15 protein-coding genes are annotated in these 18,046 nt (G+C 63.2%); 4 read left to right on the forward strand and 11 right to left on the reverse strand.

The genetic code is table 11. The features are described from left to right. Positions 1–119: 119 nt before the first annotated feature. Positions 120–1,904 (forward strand): cation:proton antiporter, encoded by a 1,785-nt coding sequence (locus FJ867_RS06105; protein ID WP_140685812.1) that lies wholly within the window; start codon positions 120–122, stop codon positions 1,902–1,904. 136 nt (positions 1,905–2,040) lie between these two features. Here FJ867_RS06105 and FJ867_RS06110 read toward each other — a convergent pair whose 3' ends face one another. Next, positions 2,041–2,478: a VOC family protein gene (locus tag FJ867_RS06110; RefSeq protein ID WP_140500250.1), complete on the reverse strand. Its 438-nt coding sequence runs from the start codon at positions 2,476–2,478 to the stop codon at positions 2,041–2,043. Positions 2,479–2,569: 91 nt separating this feature from the next. Beyond that, positions 2,570–3,379, reverse strand: coding sequence for a helix-turn-helix transcriptional regulator (locus tag FJ867_RS06115; protein ID WP_140816791.1), 810 nt, complete (start codon positions 3,377–3,379; stop codon positions 2,570–2,572). 143 nt (positions 3,380–3,522) lie between these two features. Here FJ867_RS06115 and FJ867_RS06120 point away from each other — a divergent pair, with 143 nt between their 5' ends. Then, positions 3,523–4,443 (forward strand): zinc-binding dehydrogenase, encoded by a 921-nt coding sequence (locus FJ867_RS06120; protein ID WP_140566069.1) that lies wholly within the window; start codon positions 3,523–3,525, stop codon positions 4,441–4,443. 27 nt (positions 4,444–4,470) lie between these two features. Here FJ867_RS06120 and FJ867_RS06125 read toward each other — a convergent pair whose 3' ends face one another. Both FJ867_RS06125 and FJ867_RS06130 read right to left on the reverse strand, forming a co-directional pair. Further along, entirely contained in the window at positions 4,471–5,223 is a 753-nt protein-coding gene (locus FJ867_RS06125) for an SDR family oxidoreductase (RefSeq protein WP_140500256.1), read from the reverse strand. Between the two features lie 50 nt (positions 5,224–5,273). Next, positions 5,274–7,538 (reverse strand): transglycosylase domain-containing protein, encoded by a 2,265-nt coding sequence (locus tag FJ867_RS06130; protein ID WP_140672237.1) that lies wholly within the window; start codon positions 7,536–7,538, stop codon positions 5,274–5,276. A gap of 302 nt (positions 7,539–7,840) precedes the next feature. Here FJ867_RS06130 and FJ867_RS06135 point away from each other — a divergent pair, with 302 nt between their 5' ends. Next, on the forward strand, positions 7,841–9,475 hold the full coding sequence (locus tag FJ867_RS06135) for an AAA family ATPase (protein ID WP_181168321.1): 1,635 nt from the start codon (positions 7,841–7,843) through the stop codon (positions 9,473–9,475). Positions 9,476–9,856: 381 nt separating this feature from the next. Here the strand turns inward: FJ867_RS06135 and FJ867_RS06140 are convergent, their stop codons facing one another. The 5 genes from FJ867_RS06140 to FJ867_RS06160 all read right to left on the reverse strand — a co-directional run bounded on the left by FJ867_RS06140 (position 9,857) and on the right by FJ867_RS06160 (position 12,829). Continuing rightward, the gene (locus FJ867_RS06140) at positions 9,857–10,003 is read right to left on the reverse strand and encodes a hypothetical protein (RefSeq protein WP_140816795.1); all 147 of its coding nucleotides are present in this window, start codon (positions 10,001–10,003) and stop codon (positions 9,857–9,859) included. Between the two features lie 23 nt (positions 10,004–10,026). Next, positions 10,027–10,281 (reverse strand): GlsB/YeaQ/YmgE family stress response membrane protein, encoded by a 255-nt coding sequence (locus FJ867_RS06145; RefSeq protein WP_140500262.1) that lies wholly within the window; start codon positions 10,279–10,281, stop codon positions 10,027–10,029. 109 nt (positions 10,282–10,390) lie between these two features. Then, complete coding sequence (locus FJ867_RS06150) at positions 10,391–10,594, reverse strand: hypothetical protein (RefSeq protein ID WP_140657278.1); 204 nt, start codon at positions 10,592–10,594, stop codon at positions 10,391–10,393. An 83-nt stretch (positions 10,595–10,677) separates the two neighbouring features. Then, a complete protein-coding gene (locus FJ867_RS06155; protein ID WP_140500266.1) occupies positions 10,678–11,298 on the reverse strand; it encodes a ribonuclease D in 621 nt (206 codons plus the stop codon). Between the two features lie 148 nt (positions 11,299–11,446). Further along, positions 11,447–12,829 carry a M20/M25/M40 family metallo-hydrolase gene (locus FJ867_RS06160; RefSeq protein ID WP_140657276.1) on the reverse strand — a complete coding sequence of 461 codons (1,383 nt, stop codon included), beginning with the start codon at positions 12,827–12,829 and terminating at the stop codon, positions 11,447–11,449. A gap of 474 nt (positions 12,830–13,303) precedes the next feature. Between FJ867_RS06160 and polA the strand changes: the two genes are divergently transcribed. Beyond that, the gene (gene polA / locus FJ867_RS06165; RefSeq protein ID WP_181168331.1) at positions 13,304–16,255 is read left to right on the forward strand and encodes a DNA polymerase I; all 2,952 of its coding nucleotides are present in this window, start codon (positions 13,304–13,306) and stop codon (positions 16,253–16,255) included. A gap of 33 nt (positions 16,256–16,288) precedes the next feature. On the opposite strand, the gene FJ867_RS06170 is transcribed toward polA, so the two are convergent. Next, complete coding sequence (locus FJ867_RS06170) at positions 16,289–16,693, reverse strand: Fur family transcriptional regulator (RefSeq protein ID WP_140500273.1); 405 nt, start codon at positions 16,691–16,693, stop codon at positions 16,289–16,291. A gap of 183 nt (positions 16,694–16,876) precedes the next feature. After that, positions 16,877–17,923 carry an L-glyceraldehyde 3-phosphate reductase gene (gene mgrA, locus FJ867_RS06175; protein WP_140685816.1) on the reverse strand — a complete coding sequence of 349 codons (1,047 nt, stop codon included), beginning with the start codon at positions 17,921–17,923 and terminating at the stop codon, positions 16,877–16,879. Between the last annotated feature and the right edge of the window lie 123 nt (positions 17,924–18,046).

Genomic DNA, 18,046 nt, shown 5'->3' on the forward strand with positions numbered 1-18,046 from the left:
GGCAATTCCCGGTTTTGCGGGGTTGCGTGGCCGACACCCAATCCACCATATTGCAAACAGGCGGCGGCTTCGGGCGGCGCATATCCTGCATCGCTGGCTTGAAAGGCGCTCCATAGACAATGCCGCATGACACTCCCCTTATCGCCACCATCGTAGCCGGTCTGGGGCTCGCTTTCGTCTTCGGCGCTCTCGCCAACCGCTTCCGCATTCCGCCGCTGGTCGGCTATCTCGTGGCCGGCGTGCTGGTTGGGCCGAACACGCCCGGTTTCGTCGCTGACGCCGGCCTTGCCAATGAGCTCGCCGAAATCGGCGTCATCCTGTTGATGTTCGGCGTCGGCCTGCATTTTTCGCTGAAGGATCTCCTGTCGGTCCGCGCCATTGCCGTGCCCGGCGCCATCGTTCAGATCGGCTTTGCCACGGCACTCGGCGCGGGGCTTTCCTGGATGCTCGGCTGGTCGGCGGGAGCAGGACTGGTCTTCGGCCTGGCGCTGTCGGTGGCCTCGACCGTGGTGCTGCTGCGCGCCCTGCAGGAGCGCCGCCTGATCGAGACCGAGCGCGGCCGCATTGCCGTCGGCTGGCTGATCGTCGAGGACTTGGCCATGGTGCTGGCCCTCGTGCTTTTGCCGGCGCTTGCCGGCGTGCTTGGCGGCCAGGAGCAGGCGGATGCCCATGCGAGCGGCCTGCTGTCGCTGCCCGCGAGCTACGGCATCTGGGGTGTCGTCGGCATCACGCTGGCCAAGGTCGCCGCCTTCGTCATCGTCATGCTGGTGGTAGGCCGCCGCGTCATTCCCTGGATCCTGCACTATGTCGCCCATACCGGCTCGCGCGAGCTGTTTCGGCTTTCGGTGCTGGCGATAGCGCTTGGCGTCGCCTTCGGCGCGGCCAAGCTGTTCGGCGTCTCGCTGGCACTGGGCGCTTTCTTCGCCGGCATGATCATGAGCGAGTCCGAACTCAGCCACCGCGCCGCGGAGGAATCGCTGCCGTTGCGCGATGCCTTCTCGGTGCTGTTCTTCGTCTCGGTCGGTATGCTGTTCGACCCGTTCAGCCTGTTCAGCAACGGCTTGCCGATTCTGGCAACGCTCGCCATCATCGTCGTCGGCAAGTCGCTGGCGGCCTTCCTCATCGTCGTCGCCTTCGGTTATCCCCTGGCGACGGCGCTGATGATTTCGGCGAGCCTTGCCCAGATCGGCGAGTTCTCCTTCATCCTGGCCGAACTCGGCGTCGGGCTGAAACTGCTGCCCGAACAGGGGCGCGATCTCATCCTGGCGGGCGCCATTCTTTCGATCGTGCTCAACCCGGTGATGTTCCTGGTCATCGACTGGATGAAGCCATGGCTCGAGGCCCGCGCCGCCAGGACGGCGCCGCCTGTGGAGCCCAAACCGGTCGGCCCGGCGACGGAGCCCGGCCAGGTGGCTTCCGTAGCCTCGGCGGCGAAGCAGGAAGATGGGCCGCCGCCAAGAACAGCCCTCAGCGGCCACGCGATCCTGATCGGCTACGGCCGTGTCGGCAGTCTCGTCGGCGCTGCGTTGAAGGAAGCCGCCCTGCCCTTCCTGGTGGTCGAGGATGCCGACAAGACACTGGTGAAGCTCAGGGCCGAGGGCATCGAGACCGTGGCCGGCAACGCCGCCAATGCCGAAGTGTTTGCAGCCGCCAACCCCGAAGGCGCAAAACGGCTGATCCTGGCCATCCCCAATGCCTTCGAGGCCGGTCAGATCGTGCTGCGTGCGCGCGCCGCCAATCCCGCCATCAACGTCGTCGCCCGCGCCCATTCCGATGCCGAGGTCGAGCATCTCAAGGGGCTCGGCGCCGATACGGTGATCATGGGCGAACGCGAGATCGCGCGCGGCATCGTGGAAGAGGTGCTTGGTCCCAAGCCGCGGGCGGCTGAACCGTCCGCCGCCTGAGCCGATCCTGCACGGACCTAATCCGTGCTTAGCGAGAACGCGGCCGACCCCGGAGGGCTGGACCTCGAACAGGTGGGGCGGCCTTGGACGCGCCCGCTGACATCGGTCACTCCTGCCATTTGTCTTCGTATCGCGCTCAACCGAGTTCTTGGGCGAGTCCGATGAGCAACCCCTCAGGCCCACGGATGTAGCAGAGCCGATACACGTCTTTATACTGGACTACTTCGCCTACGAGCTGCGCGCCGCGCGTGCGGAGCCTTTCAAGCGTCTCGTCGATGTCATCCACGGTGAACATGACGCGGAGGTAGCCTAGGGCGTTGACCGGGGCGTTCCGGTGATCTGCGACGACAGGCGGCCTGAGGAACCGGGAGAGCTCGAGCCGGCTATGGCCGTCCGGTGTGCGCATCATGGCAATCTCGACATGCTGATCGCCCAGTCCGGTGACACGTCCGGCCCATTCTCCTTCGATCGTGGCCCGTCCTTCGAGCTCGAGGCCGAGTTCGCGAAAGAAATCAACCGCCTCTCCGAGGTCTTCGACGACGATTCCTACGTTGTCCATCCGCTTGAGCGCCATGTTTCCAATCTCCAAGGTGTCGTTCGAATCTACAAGGCGTCGCCTGGTCCAACAATGTATGCTCGAGGTGCTCCGCCTGGAGCCAGGTTGATCACGCCACGAAGGCAGAGCCGCCATTTTGCGCGACGCTGCCGAGGTATTTTGCCGGGGGCTTGCCAAGCGCCTTCTTGAACATGGTGATGAAGGCGGTGACGGAATCATAGCCGAGATCGCCGGAGACCTGCTGCACGCTCGCACCGGAGGCCAGTTCTCGAATTGCGACGATCAGATGCAACTGCTGGCGCCAGCGTCCGAAGCTTAGGCCAGTCTCCTTCACGACGAGACGGGCGAGACTGCTCTCGCTGAGCGCAACCCGGCTGGCCCATTGCGACAATGTGCTGCGGTCGGCGGGATCCTGCGCCAACGCTTCGGCGATCCGCCTCAATCGCGGCTCGGATGAGATCGGCAGATGCAGCCGCTGGACAGGCATGCGCGGCAGCTCAGCAAGCAGCATCCTGATCAAAAGCGCATCCCTCGCCTCATCATCCCCCACGCCATCGGACAGTTCGATGATCAGTTCGCGCAGCAGCGGCGAGACCGAAAGGGTGCAGCACCGGTCCGGCAATTCGGCGGCTCCCGGCTCGATGTAGACGAAGAAGATCCGGGCGTTGGCGGTCGCGATATTGCTGTGCTCCATGTCGCCGGGAATCCACACCCCGCAATGCGGCGGCACCATCCACAGGCCGCTCGGGACGCGGCATGTGACGCCACCGCCGAGCGCGAAGACGAGTTGGCCTTTGCGATGCCGATGGGAGGGGACTTCGGCCCTGGTTTCGGTAACGTCGACGCGCACGGCGATTGCCGGTGCGAGGACGTCATCCACATTGAAATCGAGCCATGGGTAACGAAGAGGTTGTCTCATGATTGACGGCTTTTAGCGATTAAACGCCACGATAGCTAAATTCTTCAAGCTGGGAAGTCGATAGGTTCCAGCTTGCCCATGCACCCGGTTGATCAGGATGCCACCGCGCTTTGCATCCACAAACCAGCAGGAAGGTACGTCTCATGCTCGCCCTAGCCATATCTTCCGACAGCCCCGCCGGACTGACGCTTGCCGAGGTCGAGGACCCACGGCCTCTCGCAAACGAGGCGCTTGTCTCGGTCCACACAACCTCGTTGAATCGCGGCGAATTGCGCCTGCTCACCATACGCCCGGACGGCTGGATACCCGGCCAGGACATCGTCGGGATCGTCGAACGGCCAGCGGCCGACGGCTCCGGGCCAGCCGTGGGCGCCCGCGTCGCGGCCTTGGTCGACCAGGCCGGCTGGGCCGAACGCGTCGCGGTTTCGACCGACCGCCTCGCCGTCCTGCCGGATGAGGTCAGCTTCGTTTCCGCGGCCACGCTTCCGGTCGCGGGCACCACCGCGCTCAGGACTTTGCGCCATGGCGGCGACCTTGCCGGCCAACGGGTCCTGATCACCGGCGCAAGTGGAGCGGTCGGCCGTTTCCAGATCCAGATCGCGCGCGAACAGGGCGCGAGCGTGACCGCGGTCGCGGCCTCCCGGCATGGCGAGGATCTCCGCCGCCTGGGTGCCGGGCAAGTCGTCGAGTCGATCGAACTGGCCGTGGGGCCGTTTTCGCTGATTACCGAATCGGTCGGTGGCCAAAGCCTCGCCCACGCGATCGAACGCGTCGCTCCTGGCGGGACGATCGTCATGTTCGGCTCAAGCAGTGGCGAACTCACGCCAATTGGGTTCCGCCAGTTCGTTCCGGGTCACGAGGGGGCGAGGCTTCAGACTTTCGCCTACTACACGTCTGGCGCGGGCATTGGCTCGGACATCGCCTCGCTGCTCGCTCTCGTTGCGGCCGGCCGGCTGGAAACCCGCGTCGCCCTGACCATGCCATGGACCGACATCGCCCAAGCCCTGGACGCTCTGCGACAGCGCAGCTTCAGCGGCAAGGCCGTTCTCACCATGACCGGATGAACGATCCCTAGGCTGAGACCTGCCCCATCACACGTGCTGGCCGCCATTAATGTGGATTTCCGAGCCGGTCACATAAGACGCCTGCCCGGAGCACAGGAAGAAGATGATGTCGGCGACCTCGGCCGTGGTGCCCAGCCGCCTGAGCGGAATGGTCTCGACGATCTTGTCCGTGCCCGGCGACAGGATCGCGGTGTCGATTTCGCCCGGCGCAATGGCGTTGACGCGGATCCCGTGCGGGCCGAAATCATGCGCCATCTCGCGCGTCAGCGAGCCGAGCGCCGCCTTCGATGTCGCATAGGCGGTGCCGGCGAAGGGATGCACCCGGGTGCCGGCGATCGAGGTGACGTTGACGATCGACCCTTTCGCCGATGCCAGTTCCTTGAACAGCCCGCGCGCCAGCATGATCGGCGCGAAGAAATTGACCTGGAACACGTCGCGCCAGACATGCATCGGCGTGTCGATGGAGTTCATGCGGCTGTTGCCGTCCTTGAGCTTTGGCGAAATGCCGGCGTTGTTGACCAGCGCGTGCAGCTGCCCGCCATGCGCCTCGAGCCGGTGGCGGATTTCGGAGACGGCGATGCCGACATCCTCCTGGTCGGCGAGATCGACCTTGATGTGGTCCTCGGGCCCGGCCGGCCACGGGCAATCCTCGGCAAACGCCTGGCGCGAGCAGGTGATGACGCGCCAGCCCTCGCGCGAGAAACGCTTGACCGTGGCATGGCCGATGCCACGGCTGGCGCCGGTCAGCACAATGGTCTTCCTGGTGTCGATCTCTGCCATGTCGGGAGGTGTAGCCGAACGGTGTGGCGCTGGCGAGAGGCGAGTTGCCGCTAGCCTCCGCCGAGAATGTCGAGGATCGAGGTCTGCCGCTTCTTGAGCGGACCGCCGACACTGCCCGGCGGCACCGGATGTCCGACCGACGCGGTGGTTCCGGAATCGCCCGGCATATCGAAACCATCGGCGTCGACCGTCTGGGCCGGGCGGGGCGCGCGAACCGGCGCTGGCTGCGCCGCGACGGCGGCGGGCGCCGACTGGCCGACAGGCGCTTGCGGCTTCGGAGCCGACTGCGTCGCATCGGCCGACGGGATTTCGTCCGGCACGATCCTATCGGCCGGCGTCGACTTCCAGGTGCCGGGCAGCGGCCGCACGGGCACACCCTCATGCGCGGCGACCATGAACTCGTGCCAGGCCTGCGCAGGCAGCGCGCCGCCGGTGACCTTCTTCATCGGGCTGCCGTCGTCATTGCCGAACCATACGCCGGTGGTGAGATTGGCGGTGTAGCCCACGAACCAGGCGTCGCGCGAATTCTGGCTGGTGCCGGTCTTGCCGGCCGACGGCCAGGTGAAGGCCGCCTTCCTGGCCGTGCCGATCTCCACCGTCCCGGTCATCATCGAGTTCATCATGCCGACGATCTCGGGCTTCACCACGCGTGGCGCGCTGCCGCTGCCGGCGTCGTACAGCACCTTGCCCTCGGCTGATGTCACGCGGCGGATGAAATGAATATCCGGCTTGTAGCCGCCATTGGCGAAAGGCACATAGGCCGAGGTCAGCTCCAGCGGCGTCACTTCCGACGTGCCGAGCGCGATCGAGGTGTTGGCCTGCAAATCGGACTGGATGCCCATGCGATGCGCCGCCTCGACCACTGCGTCCGGCCCCACTTCCATGGTCAGCTGGGCCGCCACCGAGTTCAGCGACTTCGCCAAGGCGGTTGCCAGCGTCACCTTCCCGAAATACTTGCCGCCGTAATTGTCGGGTGTCCATTTGCCGATCTTGATCGGCGCATCGTTGCGCACGCTGTCGGGCGTGCGGCCGGCCTCGAGGGCGGCCATGTAGACGAACGGCTTGAACGCCGAACCGGGCTGCCGGCGCGCTTCCGAGGCGCGGTCGAACTGGCTGGTCGAATAATCGTAGCCGCCGACCATGGCGCGCACCGCGCCCGAATCGTCGATCGACACCAGCGCGCCCTGGGTGACGTTGAGCTTCTTGCCGCTTTCGTCGATCAGCCGGCGGATCGATTGTTCCGCGAGCTTCTGCAGGTTCAGGTCGACGGTAGAATCGATGACGATGTCGCCGCGCACGTCGCCGATCAGATCGGGCAGTTCTTCCATGATGGTATCGGCGACGTAGTTTTCCGAGCCTGTCCAGTAGGACGGCGCGCGCGTTGCCGGCGCGCTCATCGCCGTGGTCAGCTCCTTGGCGCTGATCTTGCCCTCGTCGCGCATGGCGGCGAGCACCAGCTGCGCGCGGTCCTCGGCGGCCTTGGGATCGCGCGCCGGCGACAGTCGCGACGGCGCCTTCAGGAGACCGGCAAGCAGCGCCGCCTCCGACAAGGTGACATCGCGCGCGCTCTTGCCGAAATAACGGCGCGAGGCCGCTTCGACGCCATAGGCGCCCGAGCCGAAATAGACCCGGTTGAGGTACATTTCGAGGATCTGGTCCTTGGTGTGCTTGTGCTCCAGCCACAGCGCCAGCAGCACCTCCTGCACCTTGCGCTCCAACGTCCGGTCTGGCGTCAGGAACAGGTTCTTGGCCAGTTGCTGCGTCAGCGTCGAACCGCCTTGCGAGAAATGCCCGCCGGCGAGGTTGGCGACCATGGCGCGCGACAGGCCGATCGGATCGACGCCGAAATGCGAATAGAAGCGGCGGTCCTCGATGGCGATGACCGCCTCGGGGATGTAGGGCGACATTTCGTGCAGGCCGACCGCCTCGCCGCCGCTCATGCCGCGATTGGCGAGCAGTTGGCCGTCGGCGGAGACGATCTTGATATTGGGCGCGCGATCGGGGATCGACCAGGTCGTGGCCGCCGGCATCTTGGCACCGTAGTAGACGACGACGCCGGCCACGGCGATGCCGCCCCAGATGGCCAGCACGAAGCACCAGTAGACCAGCCGGCCGAGCACGCCGAACAGGCCGCGCCGGCTTCGGTCGCGCCTGGCACGCGACGACTTTGCCTTCGGCGGTTTGCGCTTGGCGGAGGCTTTGCGGTTGCTGGGCACGACGCGGTCCTCCTCGCTCACCGAAAGACCTGTCTGGGATCTCGCTTGTGGCGGTCCCTCGAAACTGGGTTCGATGCGGCTGTCTCTGTGGTTCGCCATGCGCTGCGCTTGATATCCCGATGCCTATGGCGTTCGGGTTGCAGAGTAGATGCGGCGGTTTAAAGGCGGGTTAAACGCAAGCCCTTATTTGCAGCGGGTTGAGGGAAGTACGACCGGCGAAGTACGATATAGTATGGATCAACGGCGCTCCTGTTCGGCATACGTTCCAGTTGATCTTGACAGCTAGATTACACCGCTGGGCAACAATGTCATTGCCATGTTCCGTACCTGACCAGATCCATGGGACCGGTGCTGGCCAGTTTTGCTCACGTGGGTTAAAGGTTTTGAGGGGTACCTTGATCATGACATTAGAAATCGCGCCCACCACGCTCGCCACTTTGCAGGTTCCAACCGCGCAAGGAGCAGTCTTAATCAACGTTGACAGAGGCAAACCGGTCTTCATCCTTGGCCGAAATGGGACTGGCAAGTCGGCGCTAGTTCATATGCTCGCGAACCAGCTCGGCAATCGAGTTGTGTACGTTCCTGGCTCCAGGCCGAGCTATTTTGACAGTGAAAGCCTTACGTTAACACCGGCCAGTCTCCGAGACCTGACGAGCAATCTTCGAAGTTGGGACAGTTCGCCTGATACACGGTGGAAGCCCATATCCGGAACGGCGCGGAACGAGAAGGCCATTCACGATCTTCAAGCAGCAGAGGTCCAATACAAGGTAGATGCTGCAAATGAAATTACGCGAGATGGAACAGGTTCCACCGCGATATCGCGTTTGCAATCCCATAATTCCCCGCTCGACCGTGTGAATGCACTTTTAAAACAAGCAAATCTACCCACCCGCGTTGTTATCGCAGATGGTGAACTCAAAACCGATCGGGCGGGGCAAGTCTACAGCATCGCGAAAATGTCAGATGGTGAGCGCACGGCACTAATTATTGCTGCAGAGGTGGTCTCGGCCTCATCGGATACAATTTTTTTGATAGACGAGCCGGAACTCCATTTGCATCGGTCAATCGTTGTGCCACTTCTGGCCGCCCTTATGGCCGAAAAGCCGGATGCTGGTTTTGTCGTCAGCACACACGAGCTTGAGTTGCCCGCAGAGAGTGTCTCAGCCAGGGTAGTGCTTGTTCGTGGTTGCCAGTGGCAAGGAAAAGCAATCGGCTCCTGGGACGTGGACGTATTGCCGGATGCAAGTGAAATCCCAGAACCCTTGCGCGTCGATATTCTCGGATCGAGACGAAAAATACTCTTCATTGAGGGGACATCGACTAGTCTTGATCAACCTCTCTACGCGCTGCTGTTTCCCAATGTATCAATTAGTTCACGCGACGGTAGCCGTGAGGTAATGCGCGCGGTTGCAGGATTACGCGCAACTGAAGCAGTGCATCACGCCACAGGGTTTGGCCTTGTGGACAACGATGGCATGGGTGCCGATAGAATTGCCAAGTTGCAGGCTGAATACATCTATCCCCTTTCTATCTTTGCCGTGGAAAGCCTCTACTATTCAAACGAGGTTCTTGTTGCTGTCGCGTCACAGCAATCGATGACACTAGGGACTGAGGCGGAGGCGCTATTGGCGGATGCCCGTAGTCAGGCACTGACGTCGCTTAACCTGGCGGGCAAGGTGGAGCATTTGGCGAGCAGGGTTAGCGAGCGGCAGATGCGGGATACCGTCCTGCGCGCTCTACCAGACCGGCAGGCCGTGATAGATGGCAACACAGCGCCATTAACGATTTCGATCACATCCCCATATCCAACCGAACTATCGAGACTTCGCGAACTTCTGCGCGCTGGCGACTTGGACGGGATTATTGCTCGATATCCCGTGCGGGAATCAGGTGTCCTTGACGGTATTGCGCGGGGTTTGAGATTTCGCGATCGCGCCGACTATGAGAAAGCCGCACTGACTCGGATCGGTGCCGAGGATCCGTTGAAAGCAGCCTTGCGACAGAAGCTCGAACCTCTCACACCGCAGTTACTGTAGCCGACGGAAAACAATCACGACAGCAATACACGAATCGTCCAAAGGGAGGCTGTGAGGATCTTACCTGCCAGTCGAACGGCAACGTCGGAACGTTACTCCCATTGCCTCAATCACAATCCGCTTGGCGCTTGCTATGTTCATGATTGTTCTGACTTCTGAAGTACGAAATTGCCTACTTCATCGCGGCGCATGAAACGCACACCCTTATTGCTTAAAATGTTGTCGCCTATAAAATGCGAGTATTTCAATATCTAATAATATAGAGGGATAAGCAGAAATAGGCTCTACAAGGAGCTATACTTTAAAGACGGGTCAAGTCCGGCGGGCGGCCATATTCACGCGGTGAGGAGAAAATGCGGAGCCGGCAAGCCTGGGCTCCGTTCAGTTCTGCTGGATCGAGATGCCCTTGTCGTCGATCTTGAGCTCCACGCCTTTCGGCTTGGTCTGTTCGCGGTAGACGTAGATCCCAAGCGCGATGACCACGGCGACGAGCACGCCAATGACGAGATAGAGCGTATTCTGTTTCATGGCGCGCCCCTCGGTGCCCGGCCTCAGGCTCTCTTCAGGACCCTGACCAGGATCAGCAGGATGATGGCGCCGATGGTGGCATGAATAATGGAGGCGAGGATGCCGCCGCCGATGGACAAGCCGATCCGCGGGAACAGCCAGCCCGCGATGAACGCGCCGATGATGCCGACGATGATGTTGCCGATCAGGCCGAAGCCGAAACCGGAGACGATGAGACCGGCGAGCCAGCCGGCGATGGCACCGATGATGATGAAGACGAGCAGGCTTTCGACGCCCATGGCGATTTCCTCCGAGCAAGAGGCGAGCGCGGAGCGGAAAGCCCCGAATCGGCCTCGATATCAACGGCTTCAGGCTATGCGAAAGCCGCCGGCCTCGCCAGCGGCCTGCTCATTGGTCGCCGTCGTCGCTCGCGGCGGGCCGCCAGCTCGTCGGCTCGACCTTCTTCTGCGTATCGCTGTCGATGTAGACCCACCAGCCGCCGTCCCGGTATTGCGCGATGGATTCGTTGAGCACGCCGTCGCCGTCCTTCCAGGTCACGGTGACCTTGGAGCCGTCGGTGGGCGCGGTCGATATGGGCTTCCTATCCGCCATGTCATCCCTCTTTTCGAGCCGACGGAACACGACGGCCGGCATCTGGTCCCGGACGGAACATCGGCGGCAGCGCCGCGACGCCGTCAGCTATGAGCGAAAATATCCTCTTCGTCCCAGCCCATGAGGTCAAGCTTGGCGCGTGTCGGCAGGAAGCGGAAACAGGCGTCGGCCTCTTTCGTGCGATCCTCGCGCGCCAGCCGCGCCGCCAGCACGTCGCGCAGCCGGTGCAGATAGAGCACGTCGGATGCGGCGTATTCGAGTTGTTCGGGCGACAGCGTTTCGGCCGCCCAGTCCGACGATTGCTGCGCCTTGGACAGGCCGACGCCCAGAAGCTCGAAGCAGATGTCTTTGAGCCCATGCCGGTCGGTGTAGGTGCGGGTCAGCCGCGAGGCGATCTTGGTGCAGAATACCGGCTCGGGCATCACACCGAATGCATGGTAGAGCACGGCAAGGTCGAAGCGCCCATAGTGGAACAGCTTGGTCACGCTGTGGTTTCCCAAAAGCTTGACGAGGTTCGGCGCTTCCTTTTGGCCCGGCGCGATCTGGATGACGTCGGCGCTGCCGTCGCCGGGTGAAATCTGCACCACGCACAACCGGTCGCGATGCGGGTTCAGTCCCAGCGTTTCCGTATCGATGGCAACCGCCCCGACATTGTAGCGGGACAGGTCGGGCAGATCGTTTTTGTGGAAACGGATATCGCTCATCGTCTTCTCCGGGGTCGCGCTTTCGGCATCGCGCATCCATCGAGCGGACGCGCGCGCTCCAGCACGTTGCGCTGGCAACCCGTCCTTGCCGTGATCGGTGGAAAAATCAACATAAACTTGATTTTCCCGCCTTTCGTGAGTTCCCGGCTCAGCGCGTCAGCGCGTCCAGAATGCGTGCCCAGGAGCGCTGGCCCTTGTGGAACGAACTCAACTCATACTTTTCGTTCGGCGAGTGGATGCGGTCGTCGTCGAGGCCGAAACCGACCAGCAGCGATTCCATGCCGAGATAGGTCTGGAAATCGCCGACCACGGGGATCGAGCCGCCGCTGCCGATCGTCACCGCCGGCTTCGGCCATTCGTCCGACAGCGCCGTCTTGGCCTTGGCCAGGAACGGCGAGTCGTAGGAAAGCTGGATTGCCGGCGAGCCGCCATGCGGGTGGAACTCCACCGAACAGTCGGCCGGAATGCGCTCCTTGACGAATTGCTGGAAGGCGGCGCGGATCTTCTTGGGATCCTGCTTGTGGACGAGGCGGAAAGATACTTTCGCCGAGGCCTGCGCCGCGATCACCGTCTTGAAGCCCTTGCCGGTATAGCCGCCGGTGATGCCGTTGAACTCGGCCGTCGGCCGTGCCCAGGTGAGTTCCAGCAGCGAGCGGCCCTTTTCGCCCGACGGGATCGACAGGCCGACGGGGCCAAGGAACGTCTCGGCCGTTTCGCCCAGCGTTTCCCATGATTTCAGGATCTGCGAGGGCGTTTCCTCGACGCCGTCATAGAAGCCCGGGATGGTGATATGGCCGTCCTTGTCGTGAATGTCGGCCAGCACCTTTGCCAGGATGCGGATCGGGTTGGCAGCGGCGCCGCCATAGAGACCCGAATGCAGGTCGCGGTCGGCGGCCTTCACGATGATCTCCTCGCCAACCAGCCCGCGCAGCCCCACGCAGATCGACGGCGTGTCGCGGTCCCACATGCTGGTATCGCAGACCAGCGCGAAATCGGCCTTGAGTTCATCGGCATTGGCCTCGAGGAAGGGCTTCAGCGACGGCGAGCCCGACTCCTCCTCTCCCTCGAACAGGATGGTGATGCGGCACGGCAGATTGCCATGCACCTGCTTCCAGGCCCGGCAAGCCTCGACGAAGGTCATCAACTGACCCTTGTCGTCGGCCGAGCCGCGCCCGGTGATCACCTTGTGGCCGGGCTCGATCTCCTTGACCGCCGGCGCGAACGGGTCGTTTTCCCAAAGCTCGATCGGATCGACCGGCTGTACGTCATAGTGGCCATAGAACAGCACATGCGGTGAACCGGCCGGCCCATCATGATGTGCAACCACCATCGGGTGGCCGGGCGTGTCGCGGACGCTGGCGTCGAAGCCGATCACCTTGAGTTCTTCCACCAGCCATTCAGCCGCCTTGCGGCAATCGGCGGCATAGGCCGGATCGGTGGAGATTGACCTGATCCGGAGCAGACCGAAGAGGCGCTCCAGGCTGTGGTCGAGATTCTTGTCGAGACGGTCGAGAACGGAGGAAATTGACATTGGCGAGCCTTTCGATTCAGTGCCGGAACCGTAAAGGCAGAGCGGGCAAACGAAAAGCCCGGGACCATTGGACCACGGGCTCAAGCGCGTATTCGAAACAAAAAAGACCGCCGTGGTGGAGGGGGAACCACGGCGGCCCTTCTACTCGAAACGATGCGGCAGCCCGGAGAGGGGGGATAGGCTGCCGCAGGTGTCCGGGATAGGCGGGGGACGGGCCTTGCTCCGGACGTCGGCGAAAATTGCCGATGCCATTTATCTGTGTCCTCGAACGTGGCGATTCAAGGGCACGAATATTACACTTTTGTAACATGGCCGTGAGCGGCCGTTGGACGGACGGAGCCAGGCAGTCCCGCGGGCGAAAATAAGGTCGATTTCACCTCTTTCCAACCAACCTGTCGCCTGCCTGTCAGGGTGTTGCTGGAAGCGGTGCCTTTGGCATGGACCAAGCCGCCGCGCCGCGCTATCCCTGCCCGCATGAAAAAAGGCGATCATCTCTTTCTTGTCGACGGCTCCGGCTACATCTTCCGTGCCTATCATGCGCTGCCGCCGCTGACCCGCAAGTCCGACGGCCTGCCGGTCGGCGCCGTGTCCGGCTTCTGCAACATGCTGTGGAAGCTGATGCAGGATGCCCGCAACACTGATGTCGGCATCGTGCCGACGCATTTCGCCGTCATTTTCGACTATTCGTCGAAAACCTTCCGCAACGATCTCTATCCCGAATACAAGGCCAACCGTTCGGCGCCGCCGGAAGACCTGATCCCGCAATTCGGCCTCATCCGCCAGGCGACCAGGGCGTTCAACCTGCCCTGTCTCGAGATGGAAGGGTTCGAGGCCGACGACCTCATCGCGACCTATTGCCGGCTGGCCTGCGAGGCCGGCGGCGACACCACCATCATCTCCTCCGACAAGGACCTGATGCAGTTGGTCGGCCCGACGGTGAGCATGTACGATCCGATGAAGGACCGCCAGATCGGCATTCCCGAGGTCATCGAGAAATGGGGCGTGCCGCCGGAGAAGATGATCGACCTGCAGGCATTGACCGGCGATTCCGTCGACAATGTTCCCGGCGTGCCGGGCATCGGACCGAAGACCGCGGCGCAATTGCTCGAACAGTTCGGCGACCTAGACGGACTGCTTGAGCGCGCCGGCGAGATCAAGCAGGAGAAACGACGCGAATCCATCATCGCCAATGCCGACAAGGCGCGCATCTCGCGCCAGCTGGTGACGTTGAAGAACGATGTGCCGGTGGCCGAGGGGCTGGACGAATTCGTCCTGCACGCGCCGGACGGGCCGAAGCTGATCGGCTTCCTCAAGACCATGGAATTCTCTTCGCTGACCCGCCGCGTGGCGGAAACGACGGGAACCGAGGCAAGCGACGTCCAGGCGATCGCTGTGACGGTCGAACGCGCCGACTCCGCGCATGGGCCGGATGTCGGCGCCGGCGCGCCGGTCGCGCCCAGCGCCGAGGCGAAGCAGGACGGCGAGACGGCCCTGGAAGCAGGCGGCGGCACGAAGGAGGGCAACACCCCTTCGCTTCTGTCGGCGCTTCGCCTGGAGGCCGCCACCGCCCGCAAGATCGACATTTCGGCCTATCAGTGCATCCGCGACGTCGCCAGCCTGAAGGCCTGGGTCGCCGAGGCGCTGGAGACCGGCATCGTCGCCTTCGATGCCCGCGCGACGTCGCCCGATCCGATGCAGGCCGAACTGATCGGCTTGTCGCTGGCGACGGCGCCAGGTCGCGCCGCCTATGTGCCGTTCGCCCACAGGAGCGGAAATGGCGACCTGCTCGGCGGTGGTCCGATCGACAACCAGATCCCGCTGCGCGAGGCGCTGGCCGTGCTGAAACCGCTGCTCGAGGACAAGTCTGTCCTCAAGATCGCGCAGAACCTGAAATACGATCTCGTCATCATGAGCCGCTACGGTATCGACGTCGGCCCTTTCGACGACACCATGCTGATCTCCTACGTGCTCGATGCCGGCACCTCGCATGGCCACGGCATGGACGCGCTTGCCGAGAAATGGCTGGGCCATAGTCCGCTTCAGCTCAAGGACGTGACCGGCTCCGGGAAAAATTCCGTCGGCTTCGACCAGGTCGACGTCGACAAGGCGACCGCCCACGCGGCCGAGGACGCCGATGTGACGCTCAGGCTCTGGCTGGTGCTGAAGCCGCGGCTCGCCGCCAAGGGCCTGGTGTCGGTCTATGAGCGGCTGGAACGGCCGCTGGTGCCGGTGCTGGCGCGCATGGAACAGCGCGGCATCTCGGTCGACCGGCAGATCCTGTCGCGGCTGTCGGGCGAACTGGCGCAGGGCGCAGCCCGGCTCGAGGAAGAAATCTATCAGCTCGTCGGCGAGCGCATCAACATCGGCTCGCCCAAGCAGCTCGGCGATATCCTGTTCGGCCGCATGGGTCTGCCCGGCGGCTCCAAGACCAAGACCGGCCAATGGTCGACCTCGGCGCAGCTTCTGGAAGACCTCGCCGCCGAAGGCCACGAACTGCCGCGCAAGATCGTCGACTGGCGCCAGCTGACCAAGCTGAAATCGACCTACACCGATGCGCTGCCCGGCTTCGTCAACCCGGACACCAAGCGGGTCCACACCTCTTACGCGCTCGCCGCGACGACGACGGGGCGCCTGTCATCCTCCGACCCGAACCTGCAGAACATCCCGGTGCGCACCGCCGAGGGGCGCAGGATCAGAACGGCCTTCATCGCCGACAAGGGCAACCGCCTGGTTTCGGCCGACTACAGCCAGATCGAATTGCGCGTGCTCGCCCATGTCGCCGAGATCCCGCAATTGCGGCAGGCCTTCGCCGACGGCGCCGACATCCACGCCATCACGGCCTCGGAAATGTTCAACGTGCCCGTGGAGGGCATGCCTTCGGAAGTGCGCCGCCGCGCCAAGGCGATCAATTTCGGCATCATCTACGGCATCTCGGCCTTCGGCCTCGCCAACCAGCTGTCGATTCCGCGCGAGGAGGCCAGCAACTACATCAAAAGATATTTCGAGCGCTTCCCCGGCATCCGCGACTATATCGAAGAGACCAAGGCCTATGCCCGCGAGCACGGTTTCGTCGAAACCATCTTCGGCCGCCGCATCCACTACCCCGAGATCCGGTCCTCCAATCCCTCCATCCGCGCCTTCAACGAGCGCGCCTCGATCAACGCGCGCCTGCAAGGCACCGCCGCCGACATCATCCGCCGCGCCATGGTGCGCATGGACGAGGCGCTGGAGAAGGCCAGGCTTTCGGCCCGCATGCTCTTGCAGGTGCATGACGAGCTGATCTTCGAGACGATCGAGGCGGAAGTGGAGGCGACGATCCCCGTCGTGCGCCATGTCATGGAGAACGCGGCCATGCCGGCGGTGTCGATGTCGGTGCCGCTGCATGTGGACGCGCGAGCGGCCGACAATTGGGACGAGGCGCACTAGCGCCAGCCGACATCACCTGAATATCAACACATTTCAGGCAGCTTGCGCCCGGCACTTGGCACAGGTCCCGCGGAACTCGATCACCGCCTTCTTGGCGGCAAAGCCGGTGGAGCGCACCCATTCGTCCAGCCGGTGACCGACATCATGGTCGGACATTTCGCTCACCTGGCCACATGTGTCGCAGATGGCGAAAGCGGTCATGGAATGGCTGTGATCGTGCGGTTCGACGCAGGCGACGAAGGAATTGAGGCTTTCCAGCCGATGCACGAAGCCGGACTTCACCAGCGTGTCGAGCGCGCGGTAGACCTGCAGCGGCGCGCGGAAACCCCGCTCGCGCAGTTGGTCAAGCAAGGTGTAGGCGCTGAGCGGCCCGCTGGCGGCCTCGAGTTTCTCGAGCACGCACAGCTGGTTCTTCGTCAGCACATCCCTTGCCGCCATGATCCTGTTTCCGACCTGCCTTGTGTCACATACGGGCCGTTTCCACATGCAAACGGCCCGTCCCATTCAGATAGCGACGAACCGCTGTCTTTGCTACTCCTCTGTTGAAACGCGCTGGCGCGGCATTCCGCAAACGACAACGGCGGGAAGGCTCCCACGGTTGTCGTTTGCCGGCTCCGATGCCTACTTCCTAGGCGGGCCGTTGCGCTCGGCCGAGGCTGCCCACAGATTGATGTCGGACTCGCGCGCATAGTTGTCGATCTCGGCAAGCTCGGCGTCGCTGAAGTCGGGCGCCTCCAGCGCGCCGACACAGTCCTCCACCTGCTCCGGCCGGCTGGCGCCGATCAGCGCCGATGTCACCTTGCCCTTGCGCAGCACCCACGCCAGCGCCATCTGCGCCAGCGTCTGGCCACGGCGGCCCGCGATCGCGTTCAACGCCTGTATGTTGGCGATGGTGTTGTCGTTGATGAAGGCCGGCCGCAGCGACTTGCCCTGGGAGGCACGGCTGCCCTCGGGGATGCCGCCGAGATATTTGTCGGTCAGCATGCCCTGTGCCAGCGGCGAGAACACGATCGAGCCGACGCCCAGCCCATCGAGCGTATCGAGCAGGCCATCGTCCTCGACCCAGCGGTTCAGCATCGAATAACTTGGCTGATGGATTACGCAAGGCGTGCCGAGCCGCTTCAGTATATCGGCCGCCTCGCGCGTGCGCTGCGAATTGTAGGATGAGATGCCGACATAGAGTGCCTTGCCCGCGCGCACCGCATGGTCGAGCGCGCCCATCGTTTCCTCCAGCGGCGTATCCGGATCGAAGCGGTGCGAATAGAAGATGTCGACATAGTCGAGCCCCATCCGCTTCAGGCTCTGGTCGAGGCTGGCCAGCAAATATTTGCGTCCGCCCCATTGACCGTAGGGCCCCGCCCACATCTCGTAGCCGGCCTTGGTCGAGATGATGAGTTCGTCGCGGTAGGCGGCGAAGTCGGTGCGCAGTATCTCACCGAACGCAATCTCGGCCGAGCCGGGCGGCGGCCCGTAATTGTTGGCGAGGTCGAAATGCGTGATGCCGAGGTCGAAGGCCTTGCGCACGATCGCCTGCTTGGTCCCGTGCGGCGTGTCGTTGCCGAAATTGTGCCACAGCCCCAGCGAGATCGCCGGCAGCTTCAGGCCGGACCGCCCGCAGCGGTTATAGACCATTTTTTCATAGCGGTTTTCGGCGGCGACATAGGGCATGGGGAAAATCCTCGAAGCTGGATGGATTGGGCACTGTCATCGGAACGCGACGCGCAGGCCCTGCGCCCCAACCCTTACCCTCTCCCCGCGAAAACGGGGAGAGGGTTCATCAAAATTATCGAT

Origin of the sequence: Mesorhizobium sp. B2-5-3 (genome assembly GCF_006441005.1) — a bacterium.
In the GTDB taxonomy this organism is placed as follows: domain Bacteria; phylum Pseudomonadota; class Alphaproteobacteria; order Rhizobiales; family Rhizobiaceae; genus Mesorhizobium.

Bases quoted from the DNA above. Each gene is read 5' to 3' on its own strand.
- FJ867_RS06155 (WP_140500266.1), bottom strand. From the start codon at position 11,298: ATGAGCGATATCCGTTTCCACAAAAACGATCTGCCCGACCTGTCCCGC.
- FJ867_RS06115 (WP_140816791.1), bottom strand. From the start codon at position 3,379: ATGAGACAACCTCTTCGTTACCCATGGCTCGATTTCAATGTGGATGAC.
- FJ867_RS06145 (WP_140500262.1), bottom strand. From the start codon at position 10,281: ATGGGCGTCGAAAGCCTGCTCGTCTTCATCATCATCGGTGCCATCGCC.
- FJ867_RS06140 (WP_140816795.1), bottom strand. From the start codon at position 10,003: ATGAAACAGAATACGCTCTATCTCGTCATTGGCGTGCTCGTCGCCGTG.
- FJ867_RS06160 (WP_140657276.1), bottom strand. From the start codon at position 12,829: ATGTCAATTTCCTCCGTTCTCGACCGTCTCGACAAGAATCTCGACCAC.
- polA (WP_181168331.1), top strand. From the start codon at position 13,304: ATGAAAAAAGGCGATCATCTCTTTCTTGTCGACGGCTCCGGCTACATC.
- mgrA (WP_140685816.1), bottom strand. From the start codon at position 17,923: ATGCCCTATGTCGCCGCCGAAAACCGCTATGAAAAAATGGTCTATAAC.
- FJ867_RS06110 (WP_140500250.1), bottom strand. From the start codon at position 2,478: ATGGCGCTCAAGCGGATGGACAACGTAGGAATCGTCGTCGAAGACCTC.
- FJ867_RS06130 (WP_140672237.1), bottom strand. From the start codon at position 7,538: ATGGCGAACCACAGAGACAGCCGCATCGAACCCAGTTTCGAGGGACCG.
- FJ867_RS06120 (WP_140566069.1), top strand. From the start codon at position 3,523: ATGCTCGCCCTAGCCATATCTTCCGACAGCCCCGCCGGACTGACGCTT.
- FJ867_RS06125 (WP_140500256.1), bottom strand. From the start codon at position 5,223: ATGGCAGAGATCGACACCAGGAAGACCATTGTGCTGACCGGCGCCAGC.
- FJ867_RS06150 (WP_140657278.1), bottom strand. From the start codon at position 10,594: ATGGCGGATAGGAAGCCCATATCGACCGCGCCCACCGACGGCTCCAAG.
- FJ867_RS06105 (WP_140685812.1), top strand. From the start codon at position 120: ATGCCGCATGACACTCCCCTTATCGCCACCATCGTAGCCGGTCTGGGG.
- FJ867_RS06170 (WP_140500273.1), bottom strand. From the start codon at position 16,693: ATGGCGGCAAGGGATGTGCTGACGAAGAACCAGCTGTGCGTGCTCGAG.
- FJ867_RS06135 (WP_181168321.1), top strand. From the start codon at position 7,841: ATGACATTAGAAATCGCGCCCACCACGCTCGCCACTTTGCAGGTTCCA.